The sequence below is a fragment of the Clostridium sp. AF20-7 genome (genome assembly GCF_003479275.1).
Lineage (GTDB): Bacteria > Bacillota > Clostridia > Lachnospirales > Lachnospiraceae > Otoolea > Otoolea fessa.
Genome location: NZ_QUGF01000009.1, coordinates 170,118 through 190,812 on the forward strand (window position 1 = coordinate 170,118; position 20,695 = coordinate 190,812).

Annotated in this window: 20 protein-coding genes; all 20 read left to right on the top strand. The window is 42.6% G+C overall.

Going from position 1 to position 20,695, the window contains the following annotated elements:
* The first annotated feature begins 199 nt into the window (after positions 1-199).
* The 20 genes from pfkA to DWX68_RS11280 all read left to right on the top strand — a co-directional run bounded on the left by pfkA (position 200) and on the right by DWX68_RS11280 (position 20,663).
* The gene (pfkA, locus tag DWX68_RS11200) at positions 200-1,174 is read left to right on the top strand and encodes a 6-phosphofructokinase (protein WP_022359304.1); all 975 of its coding nucleotides are present in this window, start codon (positions 200-202) and stop codon (positions 1,172-1,174) included.
* A 143-nt stretch (positions 1,175-1,317) separates the two neighbouring features.
* Positions 1,318-1,716 (top strand): DUF6145 family protein, encoded by a 399-nt coding sequence (locus tag DWX68_RS11205; RefSeq protein ID WP_022359305.1) that lies wholly within the window; start codon positions 1,318-1,320, stop codon positions 1,714-1,716.
* Positions 1,717-1,723: 7 nt separating this feature from the next.
* Positions 1,724-2,677, top strand: a complete 954-nt coding sequence (gene dusB / locus DWX68_RS11210; protein WP_117795850.1) for a tRNA dihydrouridine synthase DusB — start codon at positions 1,724-1,726, stop codon at positions 2,675-2,677.
* Between the two features lie 219 nt (positions 2,678-2,896).
* Positions 2,897-3,379, top strand: a complete 483-nt coding sequence (greA, locus tag DWX68_RS11215) for a transcription elongation factor GreA (protein ID WP_107001044.1) — start codon at positions 2,897-2,899, stop codon at positions 3,377-3,379.
* A 24-nt stretch (positions 3,380-3,403) separates the two neighbouring features.
* On the top strand, positions 3,404-5,329 hold the full coding sequence (gene lysS / locus DWX68_RS11220; protein ID WP_118629525.1) for a lysine--tRNA ligase: 1,926 nt from the start codon (positions 3,404-3,406) through the stop codon (positions 5,327-5,329).
* A 230-nt stretch (positions 5,330-5,559) separates the two neighbouring features.
* Positions 5,560-6,027, top strand: a complete 468-nt coding sequence (locus DWX68_RS11225) for a DUF6075 family protein (RefSeq protein ID WP_118401274.1) — start codon at positions 5,560-5,562, stop codon at positions 6,025-6,027.
* Positions 6,014-6,178, top strand: a complete 165-nt coding sequence (locus tag DWX68_RS14720) for a hypothetical protein (RefSeq protein ID WP_182432180.1) — start codon at positions 6,014-6,016, stop codon at positions 6,176-6,178. Before DWX68_RS11225 ends, DWX68_RS14720 begins: the two co-directional genes overlap by 14 nt.
* A 17-nt stretch (positions 6,179-6,195) precedes the next feature.
* A complete protein-coding gene (locus tag DWX68_RS11230; protein ID WP_118401273.1) occupies positions 6,196-6,972 on the top strand; it encodes an AAA family ATPase in 777 nt (258 codons plus the stop codon).
* Positions 6,965-7,870: a ParB/RepB/Spo0J family partition protein gene (locus DWX68_RS11235; RefSeq protein ID WP_118401272.1), complete on the top strand. Its 906-nt coding sequence runs from the start codon at positions 6,965-6,967 to the stop codon at positions 7,868-7,870. The genes DWX68_RS11230 and DWX68_RS11235 overlap by 8 nt, the downstream gene beginning before the upstream one ends.
* Entirely contained in the window at positions 7,851-8,987 is a 1,137-nt protein-coding gene (locus DWX68_RS11240; protein WP_118401271.1) for a DUF6017 domain-containing protein, read from the top strand. The genes DWX68_RS11235 and DWX68_RS11240 overlap by 20 nt, the downstream gene beginning before the upstream one ends.
* Positions 8,988-8,993: 6 nt before the next feature.
* Complete coding sequence (locus DWX68_RS11245) at positions 8,994-9,332, top strand: DUF6050 family protein (RefSeq protein ID WP_118401270.1); 339 nt, start codon at positions 8,994-8,996, stop codon at positions 9,330-9,332.
* Positions 9,333-9,442: 110 nt separating this feature from the next.
* Complete coding sequence (locus tag DWX68_RS11250; RefSeq protein WP_118401269.1) at positions 9,443-9,799, top strand: helix-turn-helix transcriptional regulator; 357 nt, start codon at positions 9,443-9,445, stop codon at positions 9,797-9,799.
* A 114-nt stretch (positions 9,800-9,913) separates the two neighbouring features.
* The gene (locus DWX68_RS14725; protein ID WP_015543441.1) at positions 9,914-10,063 is read left to right on the top strand and encodes a hypothetical protein; all 150 of its coding nucleotides are present in this window, start codon (positions 9,914-9,916) and stop codon (positions 10,061-10,063) included.
* A gap of 169 nt (positions 10,064-10,232) precedes the next feature.
* Positions 10,233-10,883 carry a sigma factor-like helix-turn-helix DNA-binding protein gene (locus DWX68_RS11255; RefSeq protein WP_118401268.1) on the top strand — a complete coding sequence of 217 codons (651 nt, stop codon included), beginning with the start codon at positions 10,233-10,235 and terminating at the stop codon, positions 10,881-10,883.
* A complete protein-coding gene (locus DWX68_RS11260; RefSeq protein ID WP_118401267.1) occupies positions 10,873-11,295 on the top strand; it encodes a sigma-70 family RNA polymerase sigma factor in 423 nt (140 codons plus the stop codon). Before DWX68_RS11255 ends, DWX68_RS11260 begins: the two co-directional genes overlap by 11 nt.
* A 510-nt stretch (positions 11,296-11,805) precedes the next feature.
* On the top strand, positions 11,806-17,709 hold the full coding sequence (locus tag DWX68_RS11265; protein WP_347475190.1) for a SpaA isopeptide-forming pilin-related protein: 5,904 nt from the start codon (positions 11,806-11,808) through the stop codon (positions 17,707-17,709).
* Positions 17,710-17,779: 70 nt separating this feature from the next.
* Positions 17,780-17,926, top strand: coding sequence for a hypothetical protein (locus DWX68_RS14730; RefSeq protein ID WP_182432181.1), 147 nt, complete (start codon positions 17,780-17,782; stop codon positions 17,924-17,926).
* Positions 17,907-18,425 (top strand): PcfB family protein, encoded by a 519-nt coding sequence (locus DWX68_RS11270; protein ID WP_005421637.1) that lies wholly within the window; start codon positions 17,907-17,909, stop codon positions 18,423-18,425. The genes DWX68_RS14730 and DWX68_RS11270 overlap by 20 nt, the downstream gene beginning before the upstream one ends.
* Positions 18,422-20,359 (top strand): VirD4-like conjugal transfer protein, CD1115 family, encoded by a 1,938-nt coding sequence (locus DWX68_RS11275; protein WP_118401265.1) that lies wholly within the window; start codon positions 18,422-18,424, stop codon positions 20,357-20,359. Before DWX68_RS11270 ends, DWX68_RS11275 begins: the two co-directional genes overlap by 4 nt.
* Positions 20,360-20,504: 145 nt before the next feature.
* Positions 20,505-20,663: a Maff2 family mobile element protein gene (locus tag DWX68_RS11280; protein ID WP_002595213.1), complete on the top strand. Its 159-nt coding sequence runs from the start codon at positions 20,505-20,507 to the stop codon at positions 20,661-20,663.
* Positions 20,664-20,695 lie beyond the last annotated feature (32 nt).

Sequence of the window (20,695 nt, forward strand, 5' to 3'; positions counted from 1 at the left end):
TTTGGCGACATGTTAAAAAAATATCATAAAAAATCTTGAAATGACCTATAAAATGAATTACAATAAAATTGTTTGAAAATTGTGGTAGCACGCAGTGCAGAACAATTTGGTATCAGAAGGGTCAAAAGATTCGAAAATAAAACGGCTGGTTCACGGTTGGGGATGTGAAGCGGAAAGCCTTAGGACGGAGGAATAAGCGATGGCAAAAGAGGTTAAAACGATTGGTGTACTGACAAGCGGCGGCGATGCGCCGGGTATGAATGCAGCGATCCGTGCGGTGGTCCGGACTGCGATCAACAAGGGCATGAAGGTAAAAGGTATCATGCGTGGTTACGCTGGACTTTTGCAGGAAGAGATTGTGGACATGGACGGAACCAGCGTGGCAGATACGATTGGCCGTGGCGGTACGATCTTATACACAGCCCGCTGTCCGGAATTTATGACCGAGGAAGGTCAGAAGCGCGGCGCAGAAATCTGCCGCAAGCACAACATTGACGGTCTGGTCGTCATCGGCGGTGATGGTTCCTACCGCGGCGCCGGAAAGTTATCCGCGCTGGGAATCAATACGGTAGGTCTTCCGGGCACGATCGATCTGGATATTGCCTGCACCGATTATACGATCGGGTTTGATACCGCGATCAACACGGCGATGGAGGCGATCGATAAGGTAAGAGATACTTCCACCTCCCATGAGCGCTGCAGTATCATCGAGGTTATGGGACGCCACGCGGGATATATCGCCCTGTGGTGCGGTATCGCTAACGGCGCCGAGGATATTCTGCTTCCGGAGCGGTACGATGGCAATGAGCAGATGCTGATCAACCGCATCATCGATAACCGGAAACGCGGCAAGAGACATCATATTATCATTAATGCCGAGGGCATCGGACATTCCGCGTCGATGGCGAAGCGAATCGAGGCGGCAACCGGCATCGAGACACGTGCGACGATCCTTGGTTATATGCAGCGAGGCGGCGCGCCGACCTGTAAAGACCGTGTCTATGCGTCCATCATGGGCGCCAAGGCGGTGGAGCTGCTGGAAAAAGGAAAGACCAACCGCGTGGTAGCGTATAAGCACGGCGAGTTTCTGGATTTTGATATTCAGGAGGCGCTGAATATGAAGAAGGATATTCCGGAAGATCAGTATGAGATTAGTAAGCTGCTGATTCGTTAAGGAATTTGATGGCTGCTTGTGAGATGGGCTGGCATATGAACGGAGAACAGGCTTCTCAGGGATAAAGGGAGAGCCTGCTCTCCGTTCGTGCGTCAGCCCTGTTTGTGGGCAATGGAAAATGAAACAGATGGAGGTGCAAGAAAATGGCAGAAATGCAGAATCCCAATACAGATGGGGACTCCACCGTACTCTGCGGTGCGAATTCGTATGTGGAAAAATATTATCTGAATGAGCAGTTTTCGGGGCTGCCGGAGTCAATTAAGCAGGAATTGCAGATCATGTGTGTCATGTACACAGAGGACATCGGCGGTATTATTTTGCTGGAGTTTATGCCGGATGGCAGACTGCAGTTTAAGGTTGAGGCGGAGGAGAATGATTACCTCTTTGACGAGATCGGAAGCGCGCTTAAAATCAAGCAGTATCAGGCGGAGAAGCGTGAGCTGCTGGAATCGCTGGAGCTGTATTATAAGGTGAAGGTGCTGGGAATCCCGGCGGACGAACTGTTAGACGACGAGCAGATGGAACGGTATCAGGAAGATTAGAAATAAAATGAAGATTGGAAACGTAGAATTAAAAAATGCAATCGCCCTTGCGCCGATGGCAGGTGTGACGGATCTGCCGTTCCGTCTGCTCTGTAAGGAGCAGGGATGTGGTTTGATGTACACGGAGATGGTCAGCGCGAAGGCGCTTCTTTATAAGAACCGCAATACAAAGCCGTTATTAGAGACGCGGCCGGAAGAAGAGCCGGTTGCGGTGCAGCTGTTTGGCTCAGATCCGGAGATCATGAGCGAGATGGCGCTGCAGCTGGAGGAAGGACCGTATGCCATCATCGACGTCAACATGGGTTGTCCGGTGCCAAAGATTGTCAATAACGGCGAAGGTTCGGCACTGATGAAGGATCCGAAGCTGGCAGAGCAGATTTTGACGGCGATGGTAAAGAAACTTCATAAACCGGTTACGGTCAAATTCCGCAAGGGATTTAATGATTCGAATATCAATGCGGTTGAGTTTGCGAAGATGGCAGAGAGCTGCGGCGTGGCGGCGGTAGCCGTGCATGGACGGACGAGAGAGCAGTATTATTCCGGAAAGGCGGACTGGGACATTATCCGTCAGGTCAAAGAGGCGGTTTCAATCCCGGTCTGGGGAAACGGTGATGTATTTACACCGGAAGATGCCAAGAGAATGAAGGAAGAAACCGGCTGCGACGGCATCATGGTGGCGCGCGGCGCGAAAGGAAATCCATGGCTGTTTAAACGGATTCTCCACTATCTGGAAACCGGAGAACTTCTGCCGCCGCCGACTGCGGAGGAAGTAAAGAGGATGATTGTCCGCCATGGGACGCTTCAGACGGAATTTCGCGGCGAGGAGATCGCAATGCGGGAGATGCGTAAGCACGTGGCATGGTATACGGCAGGATTTCCACATTCGTCGGCGCTTCGCAATGATATAAACCAGGTGGAGACGCTGGAGGAGCTGGAACGGCTGGTGGATGAGAGAATTTAAGAGAAGGATGAATGTGTGGAATCAAAACGATGGTTGTGTTACATGGATGGACGAAATCGAAAGGCACAGAAAAAGCACGAAAATGTAGGATTTTCCCTTGTTTTTAAAGCCATTATGGCACTTTGTGATTCTTGACATTACACCAAGAATCATGTATAATAGTGCGATGCAATTATTAGGGGATTCAATGATGAATCGATAGAAGGAAGGATAGCTGTCATGGCAGAAAAGAAGAACATTTTAACTTACACAGGATTGAAAAAGTATGAAGATGAACTTCATGATCTGAAAGTAAATAAACGCCAGGAGATCGCACAGAAGATCAAAGAGGCGAGAGAGCAGGGCGACCTGTCTGAGAACGCTGAGTATGATGCAGCAAAAGATGAACAGAGAGACATCGAGGCAAGAATCGTAGACCTTGAGAAACTGTTGAAAAACGCAGAGGTTGTTGTTGAGGATGAGATCGATCTGGATAAGATCAGCATCGGATGCCAGGTAAAGGTACTGGATGTCGAAGAGGATGAAGAGATGGAATTTAAGATCGTAGGTTCCACCGAGGCAAACAGCTTAGATGGTAAGATCTCCAACGAGTCTCCGGTTGGTCGTGCCCTGCTTGGCAAGAAAGCTGGCGAGACCGTAGACGTAGAGACACAGGCGGGCGTTATCCAGTACAAGATCCTGGACATCCAGCGAGTATCATAAAGAGACGAAGGAGTGAAAGAGAAAGTGGCAGAGCAGAATCAGCAGAATAAGAACGAGGAGAAGGACTTAAATCAGTTATTAAAGGTGCGCCGCGAGAAACTGAAAGACCTTCAGGACAACGGAAAGGATCCGTTCCAGATTACAAAATTTGATGTAACTGCACACAGCAGCGAGATCAAGGATAACTTTGAGCAGATGGATGGCAAAGAGGTTACGATCGCAGGACGTATGATGTCCAAACGTGTGATGGGTAAGGCATCTTTCTGCAATGTGCAGGATTTAAAGGGCAATATCCAGTCTTATGTTGCCAGAGACAGCGTAGGCGAAGAGGCTTATAGAGATTTCAAGAAGATGGATATCGGTGATATTGTCGGAATCAAAGGTACCGTATTCCGCACCAAGATGGGAGAGATCTCCGTTCACGCAGAGTCCATCGTACTGCTGTCCAAGAGTCTGCAGATTCTGCCGGAGAAATTTCACGGACTGACCAACACGGATATCCGTTATCGTCAGAGATATGTGGATCTCATCATGAATCCGGAAGTAAAAGACACCTTTGTAAAACGTTCTCAGATCCTCAAGGAGATCCGCAATTTCCTGGATGGACGCGGATTTATGGAAGTGGAGACCCCGATGTTGGTAGCTAATGCCGGCGGTGCGGCTGCACGTCCGTTTGAGACCCATTATAATGCTCTGGATGAAGATGTAAAACTGCGTATTTCTCTGGAACTCTACTTAAAGAGACTGATCGTAGGCGGCTTAGAGCGTGTTTACGAGATTGGTCGTGTATTCCGTAACGAGGGTGTTGATACCCGTCACAACCCGGAATTTACCCTGATGGAGCTGTATCAGGCATACACCGACTATGAGGGCATGATGGAACTGACCGAGAGTATGTTCCGCTACCTGGCTGAGAAAGTCTGCGGAAGCTCTGTCATCAGCTATAACGGCACTGTGATTGATATGTCCAAGCCGTTCGAGCGCATCACCATGATCGATGCAGTTAAGAAATACTCCGGCGTTGATTTCAACACTGTTAAAACTGACGAGGAAGCAAAGGCAATCGCAAGAGAGCACAATGTTGTATTTGAGGAGCGCCATAAGAAGGGTGATATCATCAATCTGTTCTTCGAGGAGTTCTGCGAGGAGAAGATGATTCAGCCGACCTTCGTTATGGATCACCCGGTTGAGGTATCTCCGCTGACCAAAAGAAAACCGTCCAATCCGGAGCTGGTTGAGCGCTTCGAGATGTATATCTACGGCCGCGAGATGTGTAACGCATACTCTGAGTTAAATGATCCGATCGATCAGAGAGAACGTTTCAAAGCACAGGAAGAGGCTTTTGCTGCTGGCGATGAGGAAGCAAATCATACGGATGAAGACTTCCTGAACGCACTGGAGATCGGTATGCCGCCGACAGGTGGTATCGGATACGGTATCGACCGTCTGGTTATGCTGCTGACCGATTCCCAGGCAATCCGTGACGTACTGCTGTTCCCGACAATGAAGTCACAGGGAGCTGCTAAGAACGAAGCAAACAATGCAGCACAGGAAACAAAGCCAGTTGAGAAGATTGATTTTTCCAAAGTAAAAGTTGAGCCATTATTCGAAGAAATGGTTGATTTTGATACTTTCAGCAAGTCAGATTTCAGAGCTGTAAAGGTAAAAGCATGTGAAGCAGTTAAGAAATCCAAGAAGCTGTTACAGTTCACTCTGGACGATGGAACAGGCACAGATCGTACCATTTTAAGCGGTATTCACGCTTATTATGAGCCAGAAGAATTGGTTGGAAAAACACTGATCGCTATCACAAACCTGCCACCAAGAGCTATGATGGGAATTGATTCTTGTGGAATGTTACTTAGTGCAATCCATGAGGAAGAGGGCGAAGAAAAACTTCATCTTCTGATGGTTGATGACCATATTCCAGCAGGTGCAAAGTTATACTAAAAATCAAAAAATGTGTTTGTAAAAGTTGCATACTACAACAAAAGTACAACAAATTTTTGTTGTATAATACGTGATAACACTTGATATTACGTTGTTGTGCTTATGAATTGAGCTTTATAAATGTATCGCAAGGACATTTTCCTAAGAGAAATTTTAGGGAAGTGTCCTTTTTTTGTTGTAGTCGAAATCCAAATTAAAGTAAAAAATAACAGTTTAAAGGAGAAGAAGCAATGACAAACACAGCGTTAAGAGCAGGGAATAGCAATTCTCGCACAATTACTTTCAAGAGCAAGGAACACGAAAAATTTTATATGGAATATCTGAAAAAATGCAGATATCAGGATGTCTACCATCAGGCTCTGGTTTATTGCCTGGGTATTGACAGAGATACGAGAAATAATGTGGATAAAATCTATAATTTTAAAACTGGATGTGTAAAAACGGAATGCCTGCAGGAAGGATGGCAGACCAGTGGAAGTTTACGGATCGTCCGCATGGCATTTAATCTTTACTGCAATGGGACACCAAGTGTCGGAGATTATGAAGCAGAGGAAGATCAGTTAAAAGAGTGCCAGTATTATACCGTAGAAGATCTGTTTTGCTGCGGATATGCCCGGTATTTTTGGGAAGCCATTAAAATCCGTTATCCAGAGTATTGTTTTTACAAAGACTGGGAGGATATGTATGCTGAAAATTAGATTACAGGGTACTTTAAAGGATATTCAATGGTTCCGTCGTATTTTGGAAAAGCATAAAGAATTGGATATTCTGGAAGTATCGGATGCTTATGCGAATAAAGGAACAAACAAATATTTTCGTGTTTATGTTGAAGTAGAAGAAAAAGAATAAATCGGAGGAAAGTATATATGTGTAAAGTAATTGCTATTGCAAACCAGAAAGGCGGAGTAGCCAAAACAACGACAACAATCAATCTGGGAGCCGGACTGGTGAAGTCAGGGAAAAAAGTAGTGCTGGTAGATGCTGATCCACAGGGGCATTTGACAATGGGATTGGGTTTCCCTAAAAATCTCAAGGTAACATTAAAGAGCATGATGGAAGATATTATCATGGGACTGGAATTTGATCCGAAAGAAGCAATTCTCCACCATGAAGAAGGTGTTGACCTGATTCCGTCCAACAAATTGCTTGCCGGAATGGATATGTCCTTATTCACAGTAGAAGACAGAGAAAAAGTGCTGAAAGAGTATCTGGAACTGCTGAAGGATGAGTATGATTATATTCTGATTGACTGTATGCCATCTCTGGGAATGCTGACAATCAATGCTCTGAGTGCAGCGGACAGTGTTCTGATTCCGGTGCAGCCACAATATTATGCGGCAGATGGACTCATGGAATTATTGAAAGTGGTTAAGGGAATCCATCAGAGGTTCAATCCGGATTTACAGATAGAAGGCATTTTATTCACAATGGATAATTGCCGTTACAATAATGCAAAGAGAAACAAACAGGCAATCAAAACTACATATGGAAATGACATTAAGATTTTCGAGCAGACAATTCCGAGAACAGAAAGCCTTGCAGAAACAGCATCGGAGGGTGTAAGCATCTTTGCCTATGATGGAAAAAGCAAGGGGGCAGACAGCTATCTGGAACTGGTTCAGGAGGTGTTGAAACATGCGTAGACCGAAAAAAGATATTCAGCTTACCTCTTATGATGAATTACTGGGATTAGAGGAAACACCGGAAAAGAGTATGAACCAGGTTGTGGAAATAGATCTGGCAAAGCTCTATCCCTTTAAAAATCATCCGTTTCATGTAAACGATGACGAAAAAATGGCTGAAACCGTAGAGAGTATTAAAACTTATGGTGTTTTGACTCCTGCACTGGTAAGACCTCGATCCGAGGGTGGATACGAGATGATTTCCGGGCACAGAAGAAAAAGAGGCTGTGAACTATGCGGAAAGACAACCATGCCGGCTCTTGTCCGAAATTATACGGATGATGAAGCAGTCATTATTATGGTTGATTCCAATATTCAGCGTGAAAATCTATTGCCAAGTGAAAAAGCCCATGCCTATAAGATGAAATATGATGCAATGAAGCATCAGGGAAGCAAAGGCGAAAAATATACAGCAGATATGGTTGGGGAAGCTGCCGGGGACAGTGGAAGAACTGTACAGAGATATATCCGTCTGGCAGCATTATCCGATGCTCTGCTGGAATATGTGGACAATAATAAAATTCCTATGATTGTGGGAGAAAAGCTGTCTTATCTGAAACCAGAGGAACAGGAGTGGCTTCTGGAAGTGATTGCCAACAGCAGCATCTTTCCGACAAAGCAACAGGCAGAACAGTTAAAAGAATGCAGTGCAAATGGAAAATTAAACCAGAGTTATATCTATGCTGTTTTATTAAAAAAGGAAAGCAGTAAGATTAATGTGACGATCCCGGCAAAGAAAATCGGCAATTATTTTCCAGAGACATATTCTAAAGAGCAGATAGAAGAAGTCATTTTCATGCTTTTGGATAAATGGAAAGAAAACAAAGAAGGAGTAGCAGATGCAGAAGATACAGTTTGATTATTTTACAGGGATGGAAGCGGAACAATACAGCTTCTATCGTGTCCCTAAAGTACTGTTTACAGAATCCTGCTTTAAAACTCTTTCTTGTGAAGCAAAGGTGTTATACGGTCTGATGTTGGACCGTATGAGCCTGAGCATTAAAAATAGATGGCTGGATTCAGAGGACAGAGTATACATTATCTTCACTGTGGAAGAAATTGCAGAGCTGATGAACTGCGGAACTCAAAAGGCAGTGAAACTGGTAAAAGAGCTGGACAGCAGTAATGGGATTGGATTGATAGAGAAGAAACGTCTGGGACTGGGAAAACCGAATGTTATTTATGTGAAAAATTTTATGATTAGAGAGGTTCCAGATCAAAAGCCGACAGGTAGCTGTGCAGATCTGCAATCTGAGCAGGAAGAGCATAAAAAAATTGCAAATTTGCAACAAGAAGCACAAAACAGGGGAAAAACAGGCGTTTTTCTGAATTGTGAAAATCATCATTCAGGAGTAGTGAAAACCACAATTCAGGATTGTGCGGAATCACAATTCCAGAATAGTGAAAATCACAATTCAAGAATGGTGAAAACCACAAATCCAGAATTTCCAGAATCACAATTCCAAAATAGTGAAAATCATCATTCAAGAATAGTGGAAATCACAAATCCAGAATGCCCGAAATCACAATCTAATAATACTGATATTAACAAGACTGATATTAGTGAAACTGAGATAAATCAATCTTATCCAATCACATCAAATAATTTCCTAAAGAAAAAAGATGTGATGGAGGAGATGAGAGCATATCGTGAAGTGATTCACGAAAACATAGATTATCAATATCATGCCAAGGAAGATGTAGATGAACTGGTGGAGTTGATGATTGAAGTTATGATGATGCCGGAGGACAGTATGATTCGCATTGCGGGAGTAGAAAAGCCAGTTGCTTTGGTGAAAAGCAGATTTATGAAACTGAACTATTCGCATATCGAATACGTGCTGTTTTGTCTGAATCGAAATACAACCAAGGTCGGGAATATTAAAGCCTATGTTCTGACCGCCCTGTATAATGCCCCGGCAACGATAAACAGCTATTATCAGGCAGAGGTTAATCACGATATGTATGGAGGATAAAGGAACATGAAGAAGATGATAAAAAAAGTGATAGCACCAGTGTTGGTGATTGCGGTATTGTTTGCAGTATTAAGACCGTTTTGCATCCAGGATGGGAAGTGCAATTATTTCTTGCTGTTACTTCTGATGGGGATACCGTTTGGAATCGGAAAAATGTGTGTCTGGATGGTTCCAAGAGGTTTTGACCTCGGAGGCACGCTGGCAGTATGGACAATGAATCTTCTGATCGGAGGATTGATAGGAAGCATCGTTCTTCTGGCAATGATTGGACAGGCAATCATTTATCTCTGCGTTTTTCTGATTACAGTTCTTACAGGGATACATAAAATACCGAGAATAAAATGAAATAGATTTTTTGAAAAGCAGCTAAGACAAAAATTAGCTGCTTTTTTTCGGGGAACTTTGCGACACAATGGCGTAAAGTTGGGACAAATTGTAGGAAAGGAGACACCGTATTGAGCAATCGTGCAATTTCCACAGAACTTATTGAATTGGGAGAACGGATCAGAAAACGCAGACAGGAAATGAAGTTGTCACAGGAATCTTTTGCGGAAAAAGCAGGTATTAGTGTCAATACGGTCAGCAGGATTGAAGGCGGGCAAACTGCAATGTCTGTTGAGATTTTCAGGAAGATGATTGAGATATTGGAAATAGATGCCAATATCCTGCTGGGAAAAGAGGGAGGCGGTACAGAGAAGCAGGAATCAATTCAGGAAGTGCTTTGCCGGATTCAGAAGATGGAATGGAAAGAGCAGAAAATTATCATGCAGACCATAGATTCTCTGATAGACAGTTTTAATGAATACAGGTGAAATTTCACCATATATGGGGTGCAAAATAAAAAAACTCCCCATATATGCTAAGGATAATAGAATCCTGTGTTGTTAAAATGGAAAACAGAGAGATAAAGAAGGGAGATAGGATGGATGACCAGAGAAGAAAATTTGCTTTATCGGAGGCAGTGTCCTTATGATGCAATGGGAGACTATTCTGTTTTGATGGAAAATGAAAAGAACATAAAAGCAGAAAGAAATGCCAAGAAGTCTGATCCTGGCATCAGACGGAAAATAAAGTAGAGAATATTGTAACTATTAGAAAGGGCAGTAAGGAAGTTTCAGGCTCTCGTTAAAAAAAACGGGTGTACCGGAAGCTGTTTTTTACTGCCCTTTTTGTCAGTTGATCAGTAAGAATCCTATCCTTTCTGCCGATGGGCACCTGTTGCCAGCAGGCAGAAAGGTGGTAATTATGCTTACATTGCAGGAATTGAAACAGGTTGTAAGTAACAGGGAAGAAAGAAGAAAGGCTCCGTCCGCTAAATATTTAAGAGAAAACGATGTAGCAGTTGCAAAGCAGAGGTTGATGGACTGTGCGGAAATTATCGCATATCAGACCGGATATGTTCTCTATTGTGTGGGGGACTATGCAACGGTTTTTCCGATATTTACCTGTCGAGATTATGTGTATGAAGCAGAAAGAAAAATAGCAGTTGTTGAGGAGAATTTTTTTGATGATCAACCTTGGTATGTAAGGCTGATATTGGAAGGCGAAGACCGGCTGTGGAGAAACAGGGAAACACGAGAGCATAATAATTGTATTTCGTATAGCTGTATTTCCGAAGAATGGTGCGAATTGGCAGATAAACGGCAATGCCTGCTTGAAAGAATGATTGCAGAGGAAACAGTCAGGGAGTTGATGAATCTGTTGACAGAGCGACAGAGACAGATGATCCAGCGTATTTATTTTCAGCAGCAGACACAAAAAGAAGTCTCGCATGAACTGGGTATTACAGTTCCGGCAGTATCAAAGTGCATTTCACAGGCAATGCAGAAAATGCGGAATAATTCGGATGACTCTGCCAGAGTATTGAAAAAAGGAGACTGGAAGTATGCCTGGTAAAAAGCCAAAAGAAAGACAACGCTATATGCTGCGTGTAAATGATACGCTTATGGAAGTTACCAGGGCAGTATATCTGGCTTGGTATCAGGCTGGAAGAAAAGAGCGATACCAGGTTGAAAAAATGCAGAGGCATGGAGTATGTAGTATGGAGGAATTACAGGAAAAAGGCTATGACTGCTCTTTTTCGGTAGTATCACCGGAAGAAATCATTATCAGACTGTCAGAAATACAGGAACTGGAAAAAGCTCTGGGACATTTGACTAAAGAGGATGCGGAACTGATAACGCTATTGTTTTTTGAAGAATTTACAGTAAAAGAAACAGCACAGTATTTTGGGTGCTGCCCAAAGACGATTAGAAACCGGAGGAAGAAAGTATTGGAGAAATTAAAAGAACAACTGGAAAAAACATAAAACAATGTTGGAATAAAAATTTCTAAAAAATTTTTTAAACAGGTTAATTTTTGCCCTTTCACACATGCGGTTAGTGAAGGGGCAAATGTCTATTTTCAATTCGAGATAATAACTCCCCTTAAAAATTGAACCTTGACAATTTCATACCAGCAGCGAGAGGATACCCGGAATTTTTCAGCTACGCATTTTGCGGCGGGAATCCGGTGAAAACGTGAAGGGATACGGATGGGAGGCACCCTTTGCAGGAACGATTACGAATTACCTCTTGCGGCTTAATGCTTGATCCTGAACTTTACCTGAGTGTCATTCCTGTTTTACAGGATGACAGCAGATACCATGTGGCGGTGTTTCAGTAAAAGGCACTGCCATATGAATGTGCTGTTATCAGAGGTATTTCTGTATCAGCAATAAGATGTGGGAGGTGGTTCCAATGATTGAATAATGCAGGTGTGAGCCTGCATGAAAACAGAATAGATAATAGAAGAAAGAGAGGATTCAGTCAAAATGAAAATGAGATTCAAAAGATTCTTGTCCGGATTTATGGCAGTCGCAACACTGGCTTCTGTCATTATTCAGCCAGTAGCAGTTTCGGCTTCTGAATTAGAACCGGAAGAAATACCATTTGAACAGCAGTATGCAGAATTAAAATATGTTCAGGATTCCCTTGATCCGGATGAGATCGTAAAGGCAAATGATATTGAACTTTCTTATGGGCAGGAATTTGATGTAGAAGTTGATCTGTCTGGAATTGAAGGTGTAGATGAAAGTAAGATTAAGGTTTTATTCCATGAAGCAAAGAATGAAACGGGTACAGATTTTGACACACATACACCAGATACTTACAAGGCTGTCTATGCAGTAAAACCAGTCAGCGGTCATCCTGCTTATAGAATCAGCAGAAACATTACAGTGAAAGAACCGGAAACAGAAGTACAGTCAGAGCGTGCTTCAGAAAGTACGGTAAATGTTGAAGATGATACTGGAGATACAGAGCAGAGCGAGGAAGATTCGGAATCGCACCGGGAAACACAAAATTCTGAAAGCACAGCAGATTTGGAATCTGAATTAACTGTTTCAGAAGCACTGGAGCAGGCAGAGAGTAATGGAATTGATCTGTATGCAATGAATGAAGGCGAAACAGTAACCTTTATGGCTGCGGCAGGCAATGCCAGAAGTTCACAGCAGGTTTCTGTGACCAGAGGGGCAGAATACCGATATGCAGATTATGGATATGGAACATATCTTACTTATCAGTACACTGTAAAATTCGGTAATATATCTGCCACAGCATACTGTGTGCAGCCATCCAAACCAGGGCCAGGAAGTGGAACCTATACGATCAATAAAGTTGGTGATGGGAAAGCACTTGCAAAAGTGTGCTATTACGGTACAAAGGCTTCTGGTGATGATGGTTTTTTTACAGAAGAAAACGGATATGGCAATTTAAGTACAGGAGCCAGATTTATCTTGGTACATCTGGCAGCATCTTATGCAAATGGAAGTGGGGATGCTTTTTCAGGTGCAAACAGTACAGCACAGAATCTGGCAATGAAACTCTATAATTACTGTATTTCACAGCCGGAAATTCCAGATGTGGCAATGTCCTTTTCGGATGCAGATGTAAAAGCCTATGTGGATGGCAACAGTCAGAGAACAAAGGATATTACATTTAATGCGGATGCGTTACAGACCATTACCATGAAACTTCCGGCAGGTGTACAGCTTCATAACCTGACAACAGGTAAAACAAGTAAAGCCGGGGAAAGTGTGGAAATTTGTGGTGGTACAAAGTTTTATCTGTCTGCACCATTAACACAGGTGAGTGATGTGGCAGGAAGCTGGTCTGCAACCATGAAAGGAAGCATTACCAAAGATTATTCAGCTTATAAGATTTCAACAGGTTCCGGAAACCAGGATCTGGCTCTGGTATTTGGTGAAGGCGTTGATGATGAGAAATATGTAGATTTTAAAGTATCCTGGGTACAGCAGGCAAGTGTTAAGGTGATCAAGAAAGATGCCAAGTCAGACGCAAAGCTGTCTGGTGCTGTGTTTGGATTATACAGTGATGCAGAATGCACAAAACTGATCACACAGTTACCTGCGACGGATGAAAACGGTGAAGCGTCCGTACAGATCACTAAGACACAGGATACTGTATATCTGAAAGAGATTACAGCTCCAAGCGGATATCGTATCAATGCAACAGCTTACAATGTGAAACTGGAAGTCAGCAAGACCACAACCGTTACCGTTCCAGATGAAGAACAGATGGGACAGCTTACCGTTTATAAAGAAGGTGAGGTTCTAGTTGGTGCAGATGTAACAGAAAATGGAACAACATTTAAGTATGAGAAACGCAGACAGAGTGGTGCTGTTTATGATGTGTATGCTGGAGCAGATATTAAAACTGCTTATGGTACAAAAGTTTACAGCAAGGGTGATCTGGTAAAAGAGAATCTGACAACAGATACAAACGGAGCTACCGTTCTTAAAAATCTGTATCTTGGTACATATATTGTAAAAGAGAAACAGGCTCCGACAGGATTTTATAATGCTGGAGAGGAAAAGACAGTAACATTATCTTATGCAGGACAGAATGTGGATGTTGTTTTCTCCGAGACAACCTTTATCAATGACAGACAGAAAGTAGAAGTAATGGTAACAAAACAGGATGAAGATACAGAAAATCCTCTGGATGGCGGAATTTTTGGACTTTATGCTGCAAGTGATATTACCAATGTGGATGGAACCGTCATTGTAAAGAAAGGGACACTGATCGAGAAAGCGACAACAGGAACGGACGGAACAGCGAAGTTTACAGCAGACCTGCCGCTTGGATTTTCTTATGATGTGAAAGAAGTGCAGGCCCCGGAAGGGTATGTGAGAAACACAGATGATGTTTATACGTTTGCTTTCTCTTATACGAATGATAAAGAAGCAAAACAGACATTTAAGCATACATTCAAAAATGAACGTGTGACAGCTAAGATTTCCCTGCAGAAGCAGGATAAAGAAACCCAAAAGGCAGTTCCACAGGGCGATGCCACTCTGGAAAAAGCAGTTTACGGGCTGTACGCTCGTGAGGATATTGTGCATCCGGATGGTGCTACTGGTGTGATCTATAAAGCAGGAGAACAGGTTGCCACTCTTACGACAGATGAGAATGGACAGGCTTCTGTGGATGGCTTATATCTTGGTAATTACTATGTGAAAGAGATTACTCCGCCAACTGGTTATCTGGCGGATGAAGAAGAACATGATCTGGTCTGCAATTATGAGGGAGATCTTGTAGCAGAGGTAAATCGTGAGTGTCTGTCTCTGGAGCAGGTAATGAAACAGCCATTCCAGATTATCAAAGCAGCAAATAATGGAAAGACCGACGCAGACTTATTGAAAGGGGCAGGATTTACTGCTTATCTGGTATCATCCCTGAAAGTAAAAGAGGATGGAAGCTATGATTTTGATTCTGCAAAACCGGTAGTGATTGGAGAAAATGGTGCAACAGAAATCTTTACAGATGAAAAAGGTTATGCCTGCAGTATTGCGATTCCTTATGGAACTTATATTGTGCGTGAAACCACAACGCCTCATAATTACACTCCGGTAGATGATTTTACAGTGCATATCACTGAGAACAACCCGAACCAGCCACAGACATGGAGAGTGCTTCTGGATGACGAGTTTGAAGCGAAACTGAAAATCATCAAACAGGATGATGAGACGAAAAAGGCAGTGCTTCAGAAGAATACAGAGTTCAAGATTTTCAACATGGACACTGAGAAATATGTGGAGCAGGTAACAACTTATCCGACTACGGTAAAACATAAATCCTATTTTACAGATGAGCAGGGATATTTGATTCTTCCGCAGAATCTTAAAATCGGACATTATCGCATTGAGGAAGTAAATGCACCTTATGGATATACTCTGAATGAAAATTACTATGAGGTAACAGTAGATTCCAATACTGCATACCAGATGGACGGAACTTCCGGGGATGTAATCATTGAAGCAGTTTATGAGAACCATCCAGTTAAGGGAGAACTGACTATCGTGAAAAAGGGCGAAGTTCTGGACGGATTCAAGGATGATTTTACATATCAGACAGAAAATCTGGAAGGGGCAGAGTTTGAGATTTACGCTGCCGAGGACATCTATACTGCAGATTTCCAGAAAGATGATAATGGAAACCGTATTCTGGAATATGCTACTGGAACACTGGTAAAAACGGTTACAACGGATAAAGATGGGAAAGCAGTCCTGAAAAATCTGCCGCTTGGAAGTTATAAGATTGTAGAAAAGACAGCACCAGATGGTTTTGTTTTAAACAGCGAAGCACAGACCGTTACTTTTTCTTACAAAGATCAGGAAACACCAGTCATTGAGCAGACAGCTATCTTTGAAAATGACCGTCAGAAAGTAGAAATTTCTGTAGTAAAACAGGATGCTGATACAGAAAAAGCAGTTGCAGGGGCAGAGTTTGGACTTTATGCAAAGAATGATATGAAAGCTCATGGAGCTGTAATTGTAAAAGCAGACACACTGCTTGGAAAAGCTGTTTCCGGAGAAGATGGAAAGGCTGTATTTACACAGGATCTTCCATTTGGTGAATATTATATCAAAGAACTTGTAGCACCAGATGGTTATGTATCTTCTGATGAAGTTCTGGAAGTAAAAGCAGAATATCAGGGACAGGATGTTAAGGTAGTACAGTTATCTTCTGTATTTAAGAACCAGCCTACAAAGGTTGTAGTTTCCAAGTCTGATTTAACTACTGGCGTGGAATTGTCAGGTGCGACACTTACTGTTCTGGACAAAGATGGAAATGTAGTTGATACATGGAAATCTGTAAAAGGCGAGCAGCATCTGATTGAACGACTTACTGTAGGGGAAAACTATATTCTCAGGGAAGAGATGGCTCCTTATGGATACCTCAAGGCAGAAGAGATTACCTTTACGATTGAGGATACCGGGGAAATCCAGAAAGTTGAAATGAAAGATGATGTGCCGACAGGAACGATTATCATCAATAAAAATGGAGAATTTCTGGATAAAGTAACTGCACTGGATTCCGTTGGAGGCTGGATCAAACATTTATTCCAGTATGTAACAGGCAGTCTGAAAGATGTTACCTTTGAAGTCTATGCTTTAGAGGATGTGAAATCTGCAGACGGAGAAAGTGAAGATTATTATAAAAAAGACGAGCTGGTAGCAACCATTACAACGGACGATACTGGTATTGCAAAGATATCCGGACTTCCGCTTGGCAAATACTATGTAAAAGAAAAAGCTACAGTGGATGGTTTTGTACTGGATAATGAAGCAAGAGAGATTGATCTGACATACCGGGATCAGGATATTGCAGAAGTCACTTACTCTGCTGACTGGCAGAATAACCGTCAGAAAGCGGAAGTGGAGGTTGTGAAAAAAGAGAAAGATTCTGATCGTGTACTGGAAGGTGCGGTATTTGCCCTCTGTGCCAAGGATGACATTACAGGAGCAGACGGAAAAGTAATTCTGAAAGCAGATACTGTGATCGAGGAACTGGCAACAGACAAAGAAGGCAAGCTGACTTTTACAGCAGATTTACCGATTGGTTTTGCGTATTATATCAAAGAAACATCTCCGGCACCTGGATTTGCAACGACAGATGAAACACAGGAGTTTACATTTGAGTACGACGGTGCAGAAAAGGAAAAAGTATCTTATGCCTTTACTTTTGAGGACGAACCAACAGTAATCGAGATTACCAAGACTTCCCTGACAGACGGAAAAGAGCTGGAAGGTGCCAAGTTACAGGTGACTGATGAAAACGGTAAGATTGTAGATTCCTGGACTTCTGGTAAGGAAGCTCATATCATCAAAGAACTGGTAGTTGGACAGAAATATACTCTGACAGAAACAAAACCGGCAGATGGTTATGTGACCGCAGAAAGCATCACGTTTACCGTTGAAGATACTGCAAAGCCACAGAAAATCGAAATGAAAGATGATGTGACCAAGGTAGAAATCTCCAAAACAGATATTTCCGGTAAGGAACTGCCAGGAGCAAAACTGACCATTCTTGATAAAGACGGTAAGACAGTGGAGAGCTGGACTTCAGAGGAAAAACCACATTATATAGAAATGCTTCCGATTGGGGAGCATACGCTTCGTGAAGAGTCAGCTCCTGATGGATATCTGGTAGCGGAAGATGTGAAGTTCACAGTGGAGGATACCGGGGAAATCCAGAAAGTAGTGATGAAAGATGAGGTAAAACCGGAAGAAACACCAACACCGGAAACACCATCTACACAGGTAACAGATACACCGAAAACCGGAGATGATACACATATGCTGATTTGGATTCTGCTTGCGATTGCAGGCATGGCAGGCAGTGTATCAGCATTCTGGGTTGCGAAAAAAAGAAAATAAAAGTTAATGGAGGGGCATTTATGGGAAGCAAAGTCATAGATGCCCTTTTGAATGATGAAAGAGGTATAAAATGAGAACGTTATTGATTATTGCAGGGATTCTTCTGGTGTTAGCAGTCAACTTTGTTCTGTATTGCTGTATCCGGGTAGGAGCAAAGGAAGACCGTCTGTTGGAAGATCATAGAAAGGAACAGATTAATGCAGGAAGAAGTGAATGAAAAAACAGTGTCCCTGTGTATCACTGGTGGAAAAGTGACAGCTCGTTTATTGAAACAGGCAATGATGCGTTTTCTGGCAGCGATGGAGAAAGAAAAAGCAGAGAAAGCAAGAAAACAGCAGGTAAAGGGACCGCCAGACAAAGATTATCATGGAAAGCAGAGTTTAAAGAAGCTGGCACAGCAGAATGTTCAGCTTTCCAACATTGAGATTACGGATAACAACATCAAGGCTTTTGAAAAAGTGGCAAAAAAATATGGCATTGATTTTAGTCTGAAACGTGATAAGTCCGTAGATCCACCTCGATATTTCGTTTTCTTCAAGGCAAGGGATGTGGATGTGATGACAGCAGCATTCCGGGAATTTACTGGAAAGACGCTGAATAAAACAAAGAAACCGTCTGTCCGTAAAAAATTACAGCAGGCAATCGCAGCCCGCAGCCAGGATAAACAGAGAGAACGGGAAAAATCGAAAGAAAAACAGAAGGAGCCGACCTTATGAGTGGGATAAAAAATATAAAGAAAAAACTGAAAGGATTTCAGGTGCGTCCCCCGAATGCAGAAGTGATAAAAAAGGTTCTGTTGCATATTCCGTATGTGGTTGTATTTTATGTGGTAAATAAATGCACCTGGCTGTATCAGTATTGCAGAGGCAGTACGGTGGTGGACAGGCTGATGGTTCTTCTTATGAATTATCCGTTGGCATTTAAAAAGTTACTGCCAAGTATACAACTGGAAAGTCTGTCTGCGGGGATAATCGCAGCGGCTAGCGTATGGGCAGTGGTGTATTTTAAAGGGAAGAATGGAAAGAAGTTTCGTCAGGGAGAGGAATATGGTTCTGCCAGATGGGGAAATGAAAAAGATATAGCTCCTTTTATTGATCCGGTCTTTGAGAATAATATTTTGTTGACGCAGACAGAACGCTTAACCATGAACAGCAGACCGAAGAAACCAAAGTATGCCAGAAACAAGAATGTCATCGTAATAGGTGGTTCTGGAAGCGGTAAGACCAGATTCTATGTGAAACCGCAGCTTATGCAGATGCCGGATAATGTGAGCTTTGTGGTAACTGATCCAAAGGGAACCATTATCGTGGAGTGTGGAAAGATGCTGGCACGAGGGACACCTAAAAAGGACAGCAATGGAAAAATTATGCGGGATAAAAATGGCAGAGTGGTAATGGCTCCGTACAAAATTAAAGTATTGAATACCATTAACTTTGCAAAGAGTATGCACTATAACCCGTTTCATTACATCAGATCTGAAAAGGATATTTTGAAACTGGTAAATACAATCATGGTAAATACCAAAGGAGAGGGAGAAAAATCTTCCGAGGATTTCTGGACGAAAGCGGAACGCCTGTTATACTGTGCTTTGATTGGTTACATTTATTATGAAGCACCGGAGGAAGAACAGAACTTTTCAACTTTGTTGGAATTTATCAATGCCAGTGAAACCAGAGAAGAAGATGAAGAATTTAAAAATGCAGTGGACTTGTTGTTTGAAGAGCTGGAAAGAGATGAGCCGAACCATTTTGCAGTAAGGCAGTATAAAAAATACAAACTGGCTGCAGGAAAGACAGCAAAAAGTATTTTGATCAGTTGTGGTGCAAGACTCGCACCCTTTGATATTGCGGAACTGCGGGAACTTATGTCTTATGATGAGATGGAGCTGGATATGATTGGAGATCAAAGAACCGCATTGTTTATTGTAATTTCTGATACGGATGATACATTTAACTTTGTGGTTGCCATGATGTACAGTCAGCTTTTTAACCTGTTATGTGACAGAGCCGATGACGTTCATCATGGAAGACTGCCTTATCATGTAAGAATCCTCTGTGACGAGTTCGCAAATATCGGTCAAATTCCGAAGTTCGATAAGCTGATTGCAACGATCCGAAGCAGAGAAATCTCCGCATCTATTATTCTGCAGTCACAATCACAGCTCAAGACCATTTACAAGGATGCCGCCGAAACTATCACAGGCAACTGCGATACCATGCTGTTCCTTGGTGGAAAGGAAAGTACAACTCTGAAAGAAATTTCGGAGACACTGGGAAAGGAAACGATTGATTTATATAACACTTCTGATACAAGAGGCCAGAGCCGGTCTTATGGTCTGAATTATCAGAAAACGGGAAAAGAACTGATGAGCCGGGATGAACTGGCAGTCATGGACGGTAATAAATGTATTTTACAGCTTCGTGGTGTCCGTCCGTTTTACAGTGATAAATTTGACATTACAAAACATAAACGGTATAAGCAGTTATCCGATTATGATAAAAAGAATGAGTTCCATGTGGAAGAATACATGAAGCATCAGATGGAAGTCCGGTTAAATCCGGAAGAAGCGTTCGACCTTTATGTGTATGAAGGCAGTGAACTGGAAAAACAATCAAATAGTGAAAATGAAGGCACAGAGCATGTAACGTAAAACATACATAGCTCTTTTTTTATGCCCTTTTGGGAGGTAGCGATATGCGTAAGCATGAAAGACCGCCCATCAGGGCGGAACCCTCCGAGTAGTAACCGTTTGAAAATCACAATGAAACAGCAGTTACGAAAGGAGAACATAGATTATGGCGTTTTTTACATCCGCAATTAATATTTTACAGACTCTGGTTGTTGCAATCGGAGCTGGTCTGGCAGTTTGGGGAGTTATCAATCTTCTGGAGGGATATGGAAATGACAATCCCGGAGCCAAGTCCCAGGGAATCAAGCAGTTCATGGCTAATTAAAGGGAACAAAAAGAAAGGAAAAGCCAATCCAG